Below are 16,342 nucleotides of genomic sequence, written 5' to 3'. Positions count from 1 at the left end.
ACGATTCGTCCAGCGCCCGGTGCGCGACACCGCCCGGGTACGTATCGAAAGGCAGCCCGATGACCGAGGTCTCCACCGCCGCCCCGCTGGTCGCCCCGTGGCGGTTCTTCCCCGCCGAGGTTGCCCGACTCCACCGGCTCAGCCCGTCGTTCCTCCGGGTCACCTTCACCGGCGCGGAGCTCGACACCTTCGCCGACCCCGGCTACGACCAACGGATCAAGCTCGTCTTTCCGTTGCCGGAGCACGGCTTCCGCCACCTCCCCGACGGTCCGGACTGGTACCCGCGCTGGCGTGCCCTCCCCGACGAGCTGCGCAACCCGTTCCGGACGTACACCACCCGGGCCGTCCGGCGCGAGGCACGCGAGGTCGACGTGGACATCGTGCTGCACGAGGCCGGCGGCGCGTTCGGCCCGCACGGCCCGGCGGCCCGTTGGGCGCTGGCCGCCCGGCCCGGCGACCAGATCGTGATCGTCGGGCCCGACCACGCCTACCCCGGCGACCACGGCGGCCGGGAGTTCCAGCCGGCTCTCGCCGACCGGCTCCTGCTGCTCGCCGGCGACGAGACCGCGGTGCCGGCGATCGCCGCGATCGTGGAGCGGCTGCCGGAGACGGCCCGGGGTGAGGTGCTGCTGGAGGTGCCGCACCCGGAGGACGTCCTCGACCTGCCGGCTCCGCCCGGGGTCGCCGTCAGCTGGCTGCCCCGCTCCGGGGCACCGCACGGCAGCCGGCTGGTCCCGGCGGTCCGGGCGGCGGCGGAGCGACTGACCCTGGCGGGCGGCACCCCGCCCATCTGCCCGACCGGCGCCGCGGCCGACGACGGTGCCGACCCGGACGAGGAGCTGTGGGAGGTGCCGGTGGGGCTGTCGAACGGCCGCCACTACGTCTGGCTGGCCGGCGAGGCCGGCGTGATCCGGACGCTGCGCCGGCACCTGGTCAGGGAACGCGGCCTGGACCGCGAGTCGGTGGCCTTCATGGGCTACTGGCGGCTCGGCCGCGCCGACGACGGTGTCTGACCCACCGCGCCGCCGTCCACTCCGGGTCACCGCCCGGGGCGTACCACCCCGCCCGCCCGGGTGCCGGACGACCGCGCCGGCGGGATACCGGGCGGCCCGGGCCCGGTGGGCCCGCCCGGAGACACGGTGCCGGGGTGCGGCCCCGGCCCCCGGGCCGCCCGGCCCCGGCTAGAGCTGCGGCGCCACCTCGGCCGCGATCAGGTCGAGGTGGTCCAGGTCGGCCAGGTCGAGCACCTGGAGGAAGATCCGCTCGGCACCGTGCTTGGCGTACTCCTGGATCTGCTCGACCACCTCGGCGGGCGTGCCGGCGACGCCGGGTCCGGCGCGCAGTTCCGCCGGGTCGCGGCCGATCGCCTCGGCGCGGCGGCGTACCTCGGCGTCGGACCGGCCGCAGACCACGGTGAGCGCGGCGGAGAGGACCAGCGGCCGGCGACCGCTCGCGGCCCGCCCGACCTCCGCACAGGCCCGGGCCACCGCGGCGTAGCTGCGGGCCACGCTCTCGGCCGGCTCGAACGGCACGTTGAACTCGTCGGCGAAGCGGGCGGCCAGCATCGGGGTACGACGCAGCCCCTTGCCGCCGATGATCACCGGCGGCGCCGGCGACTGCACCGGCTTCGGCAGCGCGGGTGAGTCGGTGAGCTGGTAGTACCGGCCCTGGTAGTCGAAGGTCCCGCCCGGCGGGGTGTGCCACAGCCCGGTGATCACCTCGAGCTGCTCGGTGAGCCGCGCGAAGCGCTCACCGGGCGGCGGGAACGGAATGCCGTACGCCCGGTGCTCCGGCTCGTACCACCCGGTGCCGAGCCCCAGTTCGATCCGCCCGCCGCTCATCGCGTCGACCTGGGCCACGCCGATCGCCAGCGGACCGGGCAGCCGGAAGGTCGCCGAGCTGACCAGGGTGCCGAGCCGGATCCGGGAGGTCTGCACCGCCAGGGCGGCCAGCGTCAGCCAGGCGTCGGTCGGGCCGGGGAGCCCGTCCCCACCCATGGTGAGGTAGTGGTCGGACCGGAAGAACCCGTCGAATCCGCACTCCTCGGCGTGCCGGGCGATCCGGAGCAGGTCGTCGTACGAGGCACCTTGCTGAGGTTCGGTGAAGATACAGAGCCGCATACTGCTACCCTGCCAGGCGATTCGGAAGGGGGATGGACGGGTGTCGGAGGTCCGCGTCCGAGCGGTGACGCCCGCTGACCGGAGCGCCGTCGACGCGCTGCACGACCGGGAGTGGGGCGGGCCGTACGTGATCGCCCACGACGTCCGGTACGACCTGCGTGAGCTCCCCACCCTGGTCGCCGTCGACGCCGCCGGGGCGGTGCGCGGCGCGCTCGCCTGGCACCTCGACGGACGAGGGCTGGAGGTGGTCAGCATCGTCGCCGACAAGCCCGGCACCGGGGTCGGTACGACGCTGCTGGAGGCCGCGGCCGAGACCGCCCGCGCGCACGGGGCGGAGCGGCTCTGGCTGATCACCACCAACGACAACCTGCGGGCGCTGCGCTTCTACCAGCGGCGCGGCCTGCGCATCGTCGCGGTGGACCCGGGAGCGGTGGACCGGGCCCGGCTGCGCAAACCGATCATCCCGACGGTGGGCGAGCACGGCATCCCGCTCCACGACGAACTCGTCCTCGAACGGCGGCTGGACGGCGCGGCCTGACATCCGGATCCGACCCGGCCGGCGGGCTAGTCTTGGCGGCTGTGTCCGGGTACGCATGGCTCAGCCTGACCACCGACTACGGCCGCTCCGACGGTTTCGTGGCCGCCTGCCACGGCGTGGTGGCGCGGATCGCGCCCCAGGTCCGGGTGATCGACGTGACCCACCTCATCCCGGCCGGGGACATCGTCCGGGGCGCCGCGATACTCGCCCAGACCGTCGGCTACCTCCCCCCGGCCGTGCACGTGGCGGTGGTCGATCCCGGCGTCGGGACGGCCCGGCGCGGCGTGGCGCTGCGCACTCCGGGCGGGCTGCTGGTCGGCCCGGACAACGGGCTGCTGCCCTGGGCCGCGACCACGCTCGGCGGGGTGACCGAGGCGGTGGAACTGACCAGTCCGGACTGGTTCCCGACGGTCTCCCGCACCTTCCACGGCCGCGACGTCTTCGCCCCGGCCGCCGCCCGGTTCGCCCTGGGCGCGGCCCTGACCGAGGCGGGGCCGGAGATCGACCCGGCCGGTCTGGTCCGGCTCCCCGATCCGGTCGTCGAGGAGGGCGACGGCTGGCTCTCGGCGGAGGTGCTGACGATCGACCACTTCGGCAACGTGCAGCTCGCGGCGCCCGGCGCCGCGTGGCACCGGCTCGGCGGGACGGTCCGGATCGGTGGCCGTACGGCGGTCCGGGGCAGCACCTTCGCCGACGCGTCCCCGGGCCAACTCGTCGTGTTCGTCGACTCGGCCGGCCAGCTCGCCGTCGCCGTGAACGGCGGCCGGGCGGACCAGGTGCTCGGGGTCGGCCCCGGGGACGTGGTCCGGCTGGAGTGATCCGCCCCGGCGCCGACCGGAGTCCGGGAAACCGGACATCGTCCACTGTGCCCTGCCGTACCGCTGTGGAATGCTGTACCGCCGTGGGGAAACACTCGATCGATGTCGCCGCCTGCCCGTGCTGCGCACACCGAACCGGGGGCGGCACCTGTCCTGTCTGTTTCTGGACCGACGACGGATCCACCGATAAGGACGCCGACATCCCCCGGGGCGGCCCCAACGGTGATCTGAGTCTGTCGCACGCCCGGCTCAACTACGCCATCTACGGCGCGAGCCACCCGCGCTACCAGGACGTCGTCCGTCCGCCGCGCCCGGAGGAGATGCCCTGAGCCGTCCGGGCGGAGTACGTCCGTCCGCCCTGACGTGCTCCGCCCGGACGGACCGCCCCGACCCACCGCCGGGACCGGGCCACCGGGGACCGGCGGCGGGTCGGACCGCCTCGGGCAGGCCGGGGCGCGTCGCACACGTCGACGGAGTCGCTCCCGGCATCCCGTCGAACCCGTCGTTCCGGTGACCTCCGGCGGTTGGCTGGCCGGCCGCCGGAGCGTCGGGAGGAGGATGGACGGGTGCCCGAAGGCGACACCGTCTGGAACACGGCCCGCGTGCTGCACCGCGCGCTGGCCGGTGGCCGACTGACCGCCACCGACTTCCGGGTGCCGCAGCTGGCCACCGCCGATCTCACCGGCGCCACCGTGCTGGAGTCTCGCTCCCGCGGCAAGCACCTGCTGCTGCGCCTGCGCGTCCCGGTCCCGGCCCAGCCCCAACCCGGAGCCGAGGGTACGGCCCGCCACGGCAGCCGCCGGCTGACCCTGCACTCGCACCTGCGGATGGACGGCGCCTGGCGGGTGTACGCCCCGGGCGAGCGGTGGGCGGCGCGGCCGGCGCACACGATCCGGGCGGTCCTGCGTACCGCGGACGCCGTGGCGGTCGGCTACCACCTGCACGAACTCGCCCTGCTGCCGACCGCGGAGGAGGAGAGACTGGTCGGACACCTGGGCCCGGACCTGCTCGGCCCGGACTGGGACCCGGCCGAGGCGGTCCGCCGACTCGCCGCCCAGCCGACCCGGAGCATCGGCGAGGCACTGCTCGACCAGCGCAATCTCGCCGGCATCGGCACCCTCTACGCGTCAGAGGTGCTCTTCCTGCGCGGGGTCTCGCCCTGGACACCGGTCCGGGACGTACCGGATCTGGCCGGCCTGGTCGCGCTCGCCCACCGGTTGCTGATGGCCAACCGCGGGCGGTGGACCCAGAGCACGACCGGCTCGTTGCACCGGGGCCGGACCACGTACGTGTACGGCCGGCGCGCCGAGCCCTGCCACCGATGTGGGGCCACGATCCGCAGGCGCGAGCAGGGTGAACGGATCACCTACTGGTGCCCGGTCTGCCAGCCCGGTCCGGGCTAGCCGGGACCGCATCACCCGCGACGCGGTGGCACCCGGCGCGCCGCCCACGGCACGCACCGAACCGCCCTGTGGCGGCCGCGTCCGACGGGAACCGGCCCCGGCGCGCCGCGGCTGACGCTTCGGGTCAGTCCCGCCCGGACCGGCGACGAGGACGATCCGCCCCCGCACCGGGTACGGCCGTCGACCCGCCCGACGTCGGGGTGCCGTTTCTGGCTCCTGGCCGTCTCCCCCACCCGGAACCGTATCCAAACCCGGCATCGAGCGGTTGACTGGTTACGGATCGTCAGCACACTGCGGACCGATGGCGCTTCGCTCGGTGCGTCCGGCCGCTGGCGCGCGGAGCGGCGCGGCGGCGGCCGGACGGGCGATGCCGCGGGCTGATCTCCGGGGAGGCGCATGATCATGTTCAGGAGGTTCGCCACACGCTGGGCCGCCCGCGTCGCAGATGTCAGGCAGCGGCGGGCCGAGTCCCACCGGCAGCGGTCCGCGGAACAGCGTGCCGACCAGCGACGATCCGAGGAACAGCGATCCGAGGAGCGGCGTGGTGCGGACGAACGGCACGGAGAGGCGCGCGCCCCGGCACGGCGCCTGACGAACCAGCGGGCTGACGGCCGACCGGAACCGGGGTCGCAACCCCGAAACCGCGCGGTCCCGGGTCAGCGGACCGAGGGATCGGTCCCGTACCGGCCCGGCGATGGGCCGGTACGGGTACCGGCGGCCCGGGTCGGTGACCCGCCGCCGGCCGTACCGGTCCTCGACCCCACCGCCCCACCGGACTACTTCGGGTTCGTCCCGAACGTCGCGTACAGTCCGCTGCCCGTGCTGGACGCGACCGGAGCGGTGCTCCCGGGCACCGGCATCCGGAAGTTCGTCACCGCGCTCCCCCGGGTCGGACGCGACCCGACCGAGCTGGGCGCCCTGATCCCGGTGGCGGTTCCCGACACCACCACCTACCCCGGCTGCGACTACTACGAGATCGGGGTGCAGGAGTACACCCAACGTCTGCATCCGGACCTGCCGCCGACCCGGTTGCGCGGGTACAGGCAGCTCAACAACGGCACCGACGCCACCGGGCACAACACGGTGGCGCCGTCGGCCCGGCCGTACCACCTCGGGCCGCTGATCATCGCCCAACGGGACCGTCCGGTACGGGTCAAGTACGTCAACCAGCTGCCGACCGGCTCCGCCGGCGACCTCTTCCTACCGGTGGACCCGACGGTCCGGGGGGCGGGTCCGGGCCCCCAGGGCGGCCTGGAACGGTACCCGCAGAACCGGTGCTCCGTGCACCTGCACGGCGGCGACGCCCCGTGGATCAGCAACGGCGGCCCGAACCAGTGGTTCACCCCGGCCGGCGAGCCGACCCCCTACCCGCGCGGAGCCGGGTACGCCGCCGTGCCGGACATGCCCGCCCCGGGTGCCGGCGCGGTCACCGCCTACTACCCCAACCGGCAGAGCGCCCGGCTGCTCTGGTACCACGACCAGAGCGAGGGGATCGCCCGGCTGACCGTCTACTCCGGACAAATCGGGCTCTACCGACTGGACGACCCGGTGGAGCGGCAGCTCGTCGCCGACGGGATCGTCCCGGCCGAGGAGATCCTCCTGGTGCTGCAGGACCGGACCTTCGTGCCGGACGACGCCCAGCTCGCCGCCCAGGACCCGACCTGGGACGTCGCCAACTGGGGAGGTCGAGGCAGCCTCTGGTTCCCACACGTCTACATGCCCCGACAGAACCCGTACAACGAGTCGGGGAGAAACCCGATGGGACGCTGGGACTACGGGCCCTGGTTCTGGCCGCCGGTCACCGGGATCACCCGCGGGCCGGCGCCGAACCCGCACCACGACCCGCAGAGCCGGCCGTGGGAGCCGCCGGTCCAGCCCGGCACCCCCACCCCGTCCGCGGTACCGGACGCGTTCCTGGACACCCCGCTGGTCAACGGGGTCGCCTACCCGTACCTGCGGTTGCGCGCGGCGGCGTACCGGTTCCGGATCCTCAACGCCTGCACCGACCGCAGCCTGAACCTCCAGCTCTACTACGCGGCCTCCCACGCCCCGATGTGGCACCCGGACGGCACCCTCGCGGACGGCGACGCCGGCGAGGTGCCGATGGTGGCGGCCCGGCCCAACCCGCACTTCCCGCCCCGCTGGCCGACGGACGGGCGGGACGGCGGGGTGCCGGACCCCGCCGCCGCCGGTCCGGACTGGATCCAGATCGGCTCCGAGGGCGGGCTCCTGCCGGCGGTGGCGGTCATCCCCAGTCAACCGATCACCTACCGGGACCACCACGAGGACGCGACGGTGGTGGACGTCACCGACCACGCCCTGCTGCTGGCCCCGGGCGAACGCGCCGACGTCATCGTCGACTTCTCCGCCGTACCCCCCGGCTCGAACCTGATCCTCTACAACGACTGTCCGGCGCCGCTGCCCGGCTTCGACCCGCGCAACGACCACTACACCGGCAACCCGGACCAGACCAGCTCCGGCGGGGCGCCGAGCACCCGCCCCGGATACGGCCCGAACACCCGGACGCTGATGCAGATCCAGGTGGTGGGTCCGGCGGCGCGGCCGTTCGACCTGGACCGGCTGACGGCGGCGCTGCCCGAGGCGTACGGACGCAGCCAGCCGCCGCCGATCGTGCCGCAGCCCGCGTACGACGCCGCCTTCGGCACCCACACCACCGAGCCCGGGTACGCGGCGGCCGGGGCAACCTCACTGACCTTCACCCCGTACGGCGGCTCCGGTCCGGTGACGCTGCCGCTGCGCGCGAAGGCGGTCGTCACCGAGTTCGACCCCGAGTACGGCAGACAGACCTGCCTGCTCGGCACCGACCTGGCCCGCACCGACGGCCTGGTGCAAACCACGATCCCGTTGACCCGAGTCGACCCGCCGACCGAGGTGCTGCTGCCGTCCGACCCCGACACCCCGGTCGGGTCACCCGGGGACGGCACCCAGCTGTGGCGGGTCACCCACCACGGGACGGAAACCCACGCCCTGCACCTCCAGCACGGCACCGTCCAGCTGGTGAACCGGATCGGTCGGGACGGGACCGTCCGGCCCCCGGCCCCCAACGAGCTCGGCTGGAAGGAGACGATCCGGGTCAACCCCGGCGAGGAGACGGTCGTGGCGGTACGACCGCTCCGACCCGAGCCGCTGCCGTTCACCGTCGGGGACAGCGTGCGGCTGCTCGACCCGACCCGGCCGGCGGGGACCGCCGACGGCTACACCCAGGTCGATCCCGCCACCGGCGGGCCGGCGTCGGTGACGAACCGCCCGTACAACTTCGGCTGGGAGTACGCCTGGCACTGTCAGCAGCTCGGCCATGCCGACCAGCAGATGACCCGGCCCGTCGTACTCCGCTGCTCCCCGGCCGCGCCGACCGGGCTCGCCGCCCGGCCCGCACCGGGCTCCGCCACCGTGCTGCCGGCGATCGTGCTCGCCTGGACCAACAACGCCCCGGCCGACACCGCGACGCGCGTCCCGGAGGCGGGTGGCCCGGCCGGCGCCGCGGGTGCCGCCCCCGGCCGTGTCGCCGGCCCGCCCGCCACCCGCAACCTGGTACAACGGGCCACCGACGCCGCCTTCTCCCGGGACGTGACGACCTTCGTCGTCCCGGCCGCCGAGAACCGGTACACCGACTCCACCGTCACCCCCGGGGTCACCTACCACTACCGGGTCCGGGCGGAGAACGGCGTGGCGCACTCGGCGTTCTCCGCCGGGGCGAGTTGCGCGGTTCAGCTCCTACCCCCCACCGGCCTGGTCGCGACCGTCGCCGCCGACCCTCCGCTGCGGGTCAACCGGGCCTGGGTGAACCGCTCCTTCGCCACCAGCGTGGACCTCCAGCGGGCCACCAACCCGACCTTCACCAGCGGGCTGGTCACCACCACGATCCCGGTCACCACCAGCTACCCGGACGTCCCGGTCGCCGCCGACACCACCTACTACTACCGGGTACGGACCAGCTATCTCGGCGCCTCGTCGCCCTGGTCCACCGTGGCGACCGTGGTCACCCCGGCGCCGCCGGACACCCCGACCGAGGTCACCGCGACCGTCGAGCCCGCCGGCCCGGGCCCGGGAGTCACCGTGCGGCTGCGCTGGTCCATGCCGGTGACCAGCCGGGTCGGCGCCTTCACGCTCCACCGCGCCACCAGCCCGGACTTCGGCCGAGGGCTGACCACCGCGACCCTTCCCGGCACCGTCCGGGTCCACCTCGACGTCGACCTGGCCCGCGACACCGTCTACCACTACCGGATCCAGGCCACCAACCCGGCCGGGACGTCCCGGTTCAGCGCCCCGATCGTGATCCGGACCCCGGCCTGAGCTGGCGACACGCGGCCATCCCTCCCGTCGCCGGCCCGCTACCGCGTGGCGTCGGCCGGCGGGCGAGTCGCCCGGCGCAGCTCCGCCAGGCCGGTCGCCACGCCCCGCAGCAGGTCGGTCGCCTCGGCGAGCCGCGAGACCGCACCGTCGCCGTGATCCTGTCGGCCGTCCTCGGCGACGTAGCCGGCGGCCGCCGCCACCAGCCGTTCGTAGGCAACGACCCCGCTCTCGAGCTGCCCCAGCAGGGTTCGGTGCGCGGATTCCAGCTCGGCGCGGGCGTCCTCGGGAGCCAGGTGCAGCGCGCGCTCCACGCTCGCCGCCCGGTCCGCCAGATCCCGCAACGCCCGTTCGGCCACCGCCGCCTCCAGCGCGGCCGACTCGGCGGGCCCGCTCAGCCGGGCGGCGAGCCCGGCCATGGTGGCCGACGCCCGGTCCAGCCGGCCCCACGCCGCCGCGGCGGCCGTACCGCGCAGGGCCAGCCGGGCGCGTTGCCGGCGTACCTCCGCCAGCGCCTGTCGGCCGGCGGGCAACCGCTCCACGGCGGCGACCAGCCGGGCCCGGGCCTGCTCGGCGGTGATCGGCTCGGGTGCCGGCGGGATCGGCTGGGCCGCGAGCGCCCGCAGGTCGGACCAGCGCCAGAGTGCGAGCGTCACGGACCCACCGGCCGCCGCGGTCCAGACCGCGTCCGGCAGCCCGAGACCCTGGTACGGGATGAGCACCGCGGCCGCCCCGGTGAGGCCCCCGGCCAGGACGCTCCACCGGCGGACCGCCCGGCGCAGGCGCCGCAGCCGGCGCAGGTGTCGGGTACGCCGATCCGCCATCACGTCTCCTCTCCCGTGCTGGCGGCTCAGCCGGCCGCGGTGTTGCCGTCGGCCTGCCTGTCCCGGGCCAGGCTGGCGCGGATCTCGTCCAGTCGGGCCACACCGGCCGGATCCGCCGCCGGTGCCGCCGGCTCCACGGCAGAGGTGGCCGGCGTGGCGCCGAGCTTCTCACCGGCCATGCTGGCCCGAATCTGCTCCAGCCGGGAGGCGCCCGCCAGGTCGAGAGTGGACTTCTGAAGTTCCAGCATCCGGCCCTCGATCGAGTTGCTGGCCAGCTCGGCCCGGCCCATCGCGGTGGCGTACCGACGCTCGATCCGGTCGCGCACCTCGTCGAGCGAGGGGGTGCCACCCGGGGCGGCGAGCGCGGACATCGACTCCAGGGAGCGGGCGATGCTCTCCTGCATCTTCGCCTGTTCGAGCTGGCTGAGCAGCTTGGTCCGCTCGGCCAGCTTCTGCTCCAGGAGCATCTTGTTGTTCTCGACCGCCCGACGGGCCTGCGTCGCCGCGTTGATCGCCTGGTCGTGCAGCGACTTGAGATCCTCGGCCGCCTGCTCGGCGGCGACGAGCTGGGTGGCCACGGTCTGGGCGGTCTGCTCGTAGCGGGCGGCCTCGGCCTCGTCGCCGCTGGCCCGGGCCCGGTCGGCGAGGACCAGGGCCTGCCGGGCCATCCCCTGGAGACGCTCGACCTCGGACATCTGCCGGGATAGCCGCATCTCGAGCTGGCGCTGGTTGCCGATCACCGCCGCGGCCTGCTGGACCAACGCCTGGTGTTGGCGCTGCGCCTCCTCGATCGCCTGCTGGATCTGCACCTTGGGGTCGGCGTACTCATCGATCTTGGCGCCAAAGAGCGCCATCAGGTAGCGCCAGCCCTTGACGAACGGGTTAGCCATCTCCCCGGTATCCCCTCAGTGTCGATCGCTCCGCTGCCGTGCCGGCCGGGCCGCCGGAGCACCGACGCGACACGATCTCCATCGTCCCAGTCCCGCGCCACCCCGGCGTACGACCTCGGGGGATGTTCACCGGACATGCCGCTCCGGCCCCACCGTAACGCGCGGTCGTCCGGGTGGCTACACCGTCGACCCTGGTCGGGCCGGACCCCGGACAGCGGTTGGCAGGCCAGGACGAACCGGACGGCCGGACGCCCCGGCGCAAGGATGGGTCGGGACCGCGGCCCGACTCAGGCGACGCAGACGACGTCGCGCTCCGGGCTGGCGCCCGCGGGCGGGTGGATCCGGCGGGTGGCCCGGAGGGTCGCCTTCAGCGGCGAGTCCTGCCGGACGGTCACCGAGACCGTACCGTCGGTCGCGACCTGCCGCACCGTGTCGCCGGGCAGCGGTCGGACCCCCCGACGGGGGCGCCCGGGTACGGCGGACCGCCCCGGACGGGCGGCGACCATCCGGTCGGCCAACGCCGCCCGCGGGCCGGACTCGCCGCGGCGCGGCACGGCCGCCGGCTTGCCGTCGGACGCCGGCCGGACCGGCTTTGCGGAGTGCCGCGTCGCCGGCTTGGGCACCGCGGTCTCGGCGTTCTTCGCCGCGCCCTGCCGGCGGGCCGGCGTCCCCGACTCGGGACGGGCCGCCGGCGCCTGCTCCGGCCCCGGTCGCTCCTTGGGGGATGGCACCAGTACGTCGGGAAGCCGCTCAGCGATCTCGACCGTCTCGCTGACGTCCCGGAGCAGTTCGGAGAGGCGGGCGCCGAGGGCGTCGCAGATCGCGGCGAGCAGCTCGCTGGACGCCTCCTTCTGCCCCCGCTCGATCTCGGAGAGGTAGCCCAAACTCACGTTCGCAGCGGAGGAGACCTCGCGCAGGGTCCGATGCTGTCCCTGCCGGCGCGCGCGCAGCGCATCACCGATGACCCGGCGTAGCAGGACCATCACACCTCCCGTGTCGCGGGACAACCTTCCCCGGACGTCGGACCGGCGCCGTCGGCGTCGACACACCGCGCGGCGGTGACCACAGCGGTGGCGACCCACGGCGTCGGCTTCCCGAGCCTTCCCGCAACCGTACCCGCTGCGAGCGCTCACGACATCCCGGCCCGGCCGGGAAATCCGCGCGGCGACCGCCGGTCAGTCCCCGGTGACGGGGGCCGGTGCCTCGGCGTGCAGCCGGTCGGCGAGCAGCCGCAGGGCGGCCCGGACCGCGCCGACCCGGATCTGCCGCCGGTTGCCGTCGAGGTCCAGCCGTCGGACCTCGGTGCCGGAGGGGCCCGTCGCCGCCACGAAGACCAGCCCGACCGGCTTGCCGTCCTGCGGCTCCGGGCCGGCCACCCCGGTGGTCGCCAGGCACCAGTCGGCGCCGCACCGCTGCCGGCCACCCTCGGCGAGCGCGACCGCCACCTCCGGGTCCACCGCGCCGCGCGCGGCGAGCAGGGGTGCCGGGACTCCGGCCAGCGACGCCTTCGCCTCGGTGGCGTACGTCACCAGGCCACCCCGGAACACCCGGCTCGCCCCGGCGACGTCGACGATCGTGGCCGCCAGCAGTCCGCCGGTGAGCGACTCCACCACGGCGAGGCTCGCTCCCCGGTCCGCCAGGGCGTGCACCACGGCCGCGGCGGCGCCGTCAGCCGCCCGCTCGTCCGCGTCCATGCCACTCCCTCCCGTCGGCCGGGTCCGCGCCCGGAACACCGCGCCCGGAACAACCGGACGCAGCGACCGTACCGGACGGGCGGGGACGTCACCGGACCGGGCGTCGCAGCCGCAACGCCCGGACCACGTAGTCCAGGCCGGTCAGCACCGTCACCACGACGGCGACGCCCAGGATCCACGGGCCGACCCACGCCGCGCCCGCCGGCACGGGCCAGAGGTACCAGACGATCGCCAGGATCTGGACCGCCGTCTTGGCCTTGCCGCCCCGGCTGGCCGCGATCACGCCGTACCGGATCACCCAGAACCTGATCAGCGTCACCCCGAACTCGCGGGCCAGGATCAGCACCGTGACCCACCAGGAGATCCGGTCGTACCACGACAGCAGGACCAGCGCGGTGCCGGTCAGCGCCTTGTCGGCGATCGGGTCGGCGACCTTGCCGAACGACGTCACCAACGCCCAGCGGCGAGCGATCCAGCCGTCGACCAGGTCGGTCACGGACGCCAAGGCGAAGATCAGGCAGGCGGCCACCCGCCAGCCCGGCCGGGCCAGCTCGGAGACGACCACCAACCCGACGAAGACCGGAACCAGGGCGAGCCGGAGCGCGGTCAGCGCGTTTGCCGCATTGACGACCGGGACCGGCCCGACCCGGCCCGTCGGCGCCGCCCGACCGCCACCCGTACCCGCCACCGGCGCGTTCGCCCCGCTCGACACCGGCTCCGCCGCCTCGGTCACGGCGTCACCCCACCGCACTCGACGACGTCCCACGGTCGGCACGGCCCGGGCCGGCGGGTCCGCGGTACGGGCGCGGCGGCCTCACCCGATCCCCCGGGGAGCCGCCGAGACCATCTCCTCCGGCACGGCGACCAGATCCACGCCCTCGGTGCCGGTCACGGTCGCCCGGACCAGGTCGCCCGGGCGCAGCGCCGCCAGGTCGACCCCACCCGCCTCGGGTGCCACCAGCGTGGTGGACCCGTCCACCTCCGGTGCCTGGTGGGCCGCCCGGCCCTCCACCACGCCGCCGTCGACCGAGTCGATTAGCACCTCGACCGTCGAGCCGATCCGCTCCTCGGCGCGCTGGGCGCAGAGTTCGTCAGCGAGCGCCGTGATCCGGTCGTAGCGGCGCTTGATCGTCGCCGCCCGCACCTTGCCCGGCAGTCCGGCGGCCTCGGTCCCGTCCTCGTCGCTGTAGTCGAAGACACCGACGGCGTCGAGCCGGGCCGCGGTGAGGAACCGGACCAGTTCCTCGACGTCGCCCCGCGTCTCGCCGGGGAAGCCGACGATGAAGTTGCTCCGCGCCCCGGCCTCCGGCGCCAGCTTACGCACCTCCGCCAGAAGGTCGAGGAAACGGGCGGTCGACCCGAACCGTCGCATCCGGCGCAGCACCGGCTCGCTGGCGTGCTGGAAGGACAGGTCGAAGTACGGCGCCACGCCCGGCGTGGTGGTGATCACCTCCACCAGCCCCGGCCGCGTCTCGGCCGGCTGCAGGTAGCTGACCCGGACCCGCACGATGCCGTCGATCGCGGCGAGCTGCGGCAGCAGCTTCTCCAGCAGCCGGGGATCGCCGAGGTCCTTCCCGTACGACGTGGAGTTCTCGCTCACCAGGACCAGCTCGCGGACGCCCGAACGGGCCAGCCACTCGGCCTCGGCCAACAGCTCGTCCGGGGGCCGGGAGACGAACGCTCCCCGGAAGGCGGGGATGGCGCAGAACGCGCAGCGCCGGTCGCAGCCGCTGGCCAGCTTGAGCGAGGCGACCGGGCCGGAGTCGAGCCGGCGGCGCAGCACCGGACGCAGGTGGGCCGGGGTGCGCTCGTCGGCGACCAGGGTGTCCCCGGCCGGGCGGGCGGCGGGCTGGCCGCCGTGCCCCGGGACCACCACGTCGCCGCGCTGCCGGGCTATCGGGGTCACCGGAAGCAGCTTCCGCCGGTCCCGCGGGGTGTGTGCGGGGAGGCGCTCCCCGTCCAGGACCGCCGCCAGGCGGGCGGAGATCTCCGGGTAGTCGTCGAAGCCGAGCACCGCATGGGCCTCGGGCAGGCTGTCGGCCAGCTCACGACCGTACCGCTCGGCCATGCAGCCGGCCGCCACCACCCTGGCACCGGTGTCGGCGGCGGCCAGCAGGGTCTGGATCGAGTCCTGCTTCGCCTTCTCGACGAAGCCGCAGGTGTTGACCAGCACCACGTCGGCACCCTCGCCGTCGGTGCTCACCTGCCAGCCGTCGGCGTGCAGCCGGGCCGCCAGCTCCTCCGAGTCGACCTCGTTGCGGGCACAGCCCAGGGTGAGCAGGGCGACCCGACGGCCGGCGGCCGGAGACGGGGAGGACGTGGCAGACACCACCCGAGGGTACCGGTCGGGTCCGACGGCCCGACGAGGGCGGTACCGCCTCGGTCGGCTGGGTCACTCCGAAATCCGCCGGCCGGGGTCGCGGTCGAACGTCGCGGCGGGGCCGGAAACCGGCGGGCCGGTCAGGGCAGCGAGGCCAGTGGCAGGCCGAAGAGCACCCGGCCGCCCGGGCCGGCGGAGCTGTTCCGGGACCACTCGGTGATCGACCAGACCATCCCCGTCTCGAACCAGTAGGTCAGCGCCTCGGGATGCAACGACCAGCACGTACGGGTGGTCGCGCCGTCGATCGTGCAGGTCTTCGAGACGCCGGGTGTCCCGTCGGGGGTGAAGCGCCACAACTGCCCGTGCAGGGTCGCCGAGCTGTGCGCGACGTACCAGCGGCCGTTGAAGGAGAGCACCCCCTGCTGGTTCCCGACGGCGCTCGCGTACGCCTCCGTCGGGGTCGCCGAGGCGGGCAGGAGGAAGTCGGCGCCGAACGGGTAGCGGATGAGCCGGCCACGCTTGGTCTGGTCGCTGAAGTACTCGGCGGTGACCAGGCTGTCCGGGCTCGTGCTGCGGTCCAGGGAGATGCTGGAGAAGCAGGGCACAGCGGTGTCGCTGGACATGCTGCACGCGCCGCTGCTGTAGGTGTAGTAGCCGATCTGCGGCATGACGTACTTGTATCCGTAGGCGGCCCAGCCGTCGCTGCCCTTGCCGATCCGCGCGGCGCTGGACGTCGTACGCAGGATGTGCGACATGCTGAACACCCGCAGGGCGACGCTGCCGTTGCCGACCGCGTTCACGATCAGCTTGTCGCCGTACCAGACCATCCCACCGATGTGCGTCTTGGCCGCGGTGAAGTTCGACCCGGTGGAGTTGGGGTCGACCAGGTAGACCCACCGGTAGACCGGTGCGTTCGGGTTGGTGTAGTCGATGAAGGCCACCTTGGCGTCGTTGTAGCGGGCGTGCGCGGTGTTCGCGTACACCCAGCCGGAGAGGATGGCCCGCTTGGCGCCCCAGGCGCCGTCGTCGTCGGCGTCCCCGGAGCTGGTGAGGCCCTGGGGCGCCCAGGCCTCGGTCGTGGCGTCCTCGGTGTTGAAACACCACTTCGTGGTGGCCGTTGGGGCGATCGGCAACGCGGCCAGCTCCTCGCTGTTGCAGGTCGTCATGGCCCGGTTGCCGTCGTCGAGCACGGTCGCGACGCCGACGTTCGGCAGCGCCGCGTCGAGGGCGTCGATCGCCGCGGCCGATTCCGCGTGCCAGGTCAGCCCCATCTTGCTCCGGCTCACCGCGACCAACGGATCCGCGTATGCCGCCTGCGCCGGGGTGGTCGGCAGGACCACACCCGCGACCGCCAGAACGCCGGCCACGATCCCGCCGGCCCACCTTCTGCCGCGTACCATGCCCCCGCGCTCCCATCGTTGTCT

Annotated in this window: 14 protein-coding genes; 6 read left to right on the top strand and 8 right to left on the bottom strand. The window is 74.5% G+C overall.

The window, feature by feature from the left end; translation table 11 throughout:
- Positions 1 to 59: 59 nt before the first annotated feature.
- The gene (locus EF879_RS06465; RefSeq protein ID WP_123555815.1) at positions 60 to 1,013 is read left to right on the top strand and encodes a siderophore-interacting protein; all 954 of its coding nucleotides are present in this window, start codon (positions 60 to 62) and stop codon (positions 1,011 to 1,013) included.
- 168 nt (positions 1,014 to 1,181) lie between these two features.
- On the opposite strand, the gene EF879_RS06460 is transcribed toward EF879_RS06465, so the two are convergent.
- A complete protein-coding gene (locus EF879_RS06460; protein ID WP_123555813.1) occupies positions 1,182 to 2,120 on the bottom strand; it encodes an LLM class F420-dependent oxidoreductase in 939 nt (312 codons plus the stop codon).
- A gap of 40 nt (positions 2,121 to 2,160) precedes the next feature.
- On the opposite strand from EF879_RS06460, the gene EF879_RS06455 reads away from it, so the two are divergent.
- The 5 genes from EF879_RS06455 to EF879_RS06435 all read left to right on the top strand — a co-directional run bounded on the left by EF879_RS06455 (position 2,161) and on the right by EF879_RS06435 (position 9,193).
- Positions 2,161 to 2,658 carry an N-acetyltransferase gene (locus EF879_RS06455; protein ID WP_123555811.1) on the top strand — a complete coding sequence of 166 codons (498 nt, stop codon included), beginning with the start codon at positions 2,161 to 2,163 and terminating at the stop codon, positions 2,656 to 2,658.
- A gap of 41 nt (positions 2,659 to 2,699) precedes the next feature.
- Positions 2,700 to 3,476: an S-adenosyl-l-methionine hydroxide adenosyltransferase family protein gene (locus EF879_RS06450; protein ID WP_123555809.1), complete on the top strand. Its 777-nt coding sequence runs from the start codon at positions 2,700 to 2,702 to the stop codon at positions 3,474 to 3,476.
- Between the two features lie 83 nt (positions 3,477 to 3,559).
- Positions 3,560 to 3,805: a CPCC family cysteine-rich protein gene (locus EF879_RS06445; protein WP_233604273.1), complete on the top strand. Its 246-nt coding sequence runs from the start codon at positions 3,560 to 3,562 to the stop codon at positions 3,803 to 3,805.
- Between the two features lie 237 nt (positions 3,806 to 4,042).
- Positions 4,043 to 4,879, top strand: a complete 837-nt coding sequence (locus tag EF879_RS06440; RefSeq protein ID WP_123555807.1) for an Fpg/Nei family DNA glycosylase — start codon at positions 4,043 to 4,045, stop codon at positions 4,877 to 4,879.
- A 396-nt stretch (positions 4,880 to 5,275) separates the two neighbouring features.
- Positions 5,276 to 9,193 carry a hypothetical protein gene (locus tag EF879_RS06435; RefSeq protein ID WP_123555805.1) on the top strand — a complete coding sequence of 1,306 codons (3,918 nt, stop codon included), beginning with the start codon at positions 5,276 to 5,278 and terminating at the stop codon, positions 9,191 to 9,193.
- A 38-nt stretch (positions 9,194 to 9,231) separates the two neighbouring features.
- Here the strand turns inward: EF879_RS06435 and EF879_RS06430 are convergent, their stop codons facing one another.
- From EF879_RS06430 to EF879_RS06395, 7 genes are all read right to left on the bottom strand, one after another.
- Positions 9,232 to 10,014 (bottom strand): hypothetical protein, encoded by a 783-nt coding sequence (locus tag EF879_RS06430; RefSeq protein ID WP_123555803.1) that lies wholly within the window; start codon positions 10,012 to 10,014, stop codon positions 9,232 to 9,234.
- A gap of 26 nt (positions 10,015 to 10,040) precedes the next feature.
- Positions 10,041 to 10,904 carry a PspA/IM30 family protein gene (locus tag EF879_RS06425; protein ID WP_123555801.1) on the bottom strand — a complete coding sequence of 288 codons (864 nt, stop codon included), beginning with the start codon at positions 10,902 to 10,904 and terminating at the stop codon, positions 10,041 to 10,043.
- Positions 10,905 to 11,191: 287 nt separating this feature from the next.
- Positions 11,192 to 11,887 (bottom strand): helix-turn-helix transcriptional regulator, encoded by a 696-nt coding sequence (locus tag EF879_RS27525; protein ID WP_233604272.1) that lies wholly within the window; start codon positions 11,885 to 11,887, stop codon positions 11,192 to 11,194.
- Between the two features lie 192 nt (positions 11,888 to 12,079).
- On the bottom strand, positions 12,080 to 12,598 hold the full coding sequence (locus EF879_RS06410) for a CinA family protein (RefSeq protein ID WP_123555799.1): 519 nt from the start codon (positions 12,596 to 12,598) through the stop codon (positions 12,080 to 12,082).
- An 88-nt stretch (positions 12,599 to 12,686) separates the two neighbouring features.
- Positions 12,687 to 13,286: a CDP-diacylglycerol--glycerol-3-phosphate 3-phosphatidyltransferase gene (pgsA, locus tag EF879_RS06405; RefSeq protein ID WP_123556812.1), complete on the bottom strand. Its 600-nt coding sequence runs from the start codon at positions 13,284 to 13,286 to the stop codon at positions 12,687 to 12,689.
- Between the two features lie 126 nt (positions 13,287 to 13,412).
- Positions 13,413 to 14,930 (bottom strand): 30S ribosomal protein S12 methylthiotransferase RimO, encoded by a 1,518-nt coding sequence (gene rimO, locus EF879_RS06400; RefSeq protein ID WP_123555797.1) that lies wholly within the window; start codon positions 14,928 to 14,930, stop codon positions 13,413 to 13,415.
- 128 nt (positions 14,931 to 15,058) lie between these two features.
- Entirely contained in the window at positions 15,059 to 16,285 is a 1,227-nt protein-coding gene (locus EF879_RS06395; protein ID WP_148086370.1) for a hypothetical protein, read from the bottom strand.
- Between the last annotated feature and the right edge of the window lie 57 nt (positions 16,286 to 16,342).

The organism is Micromonospora sp. HM5-17 (genome assembly GCF_003762835.1).
Taxonomy (GTDB): domain Bacteria; phylum Actinomycetota; class Actinomycetes; order Mycobacteriales; family Micromonosporaceae; genus Plantactinospora.
The sequence above is the reverse complement of the archived record's forward strand: the minus strand, read 5'-3'. Positions and strand labels throughout refer to the sequence as shown.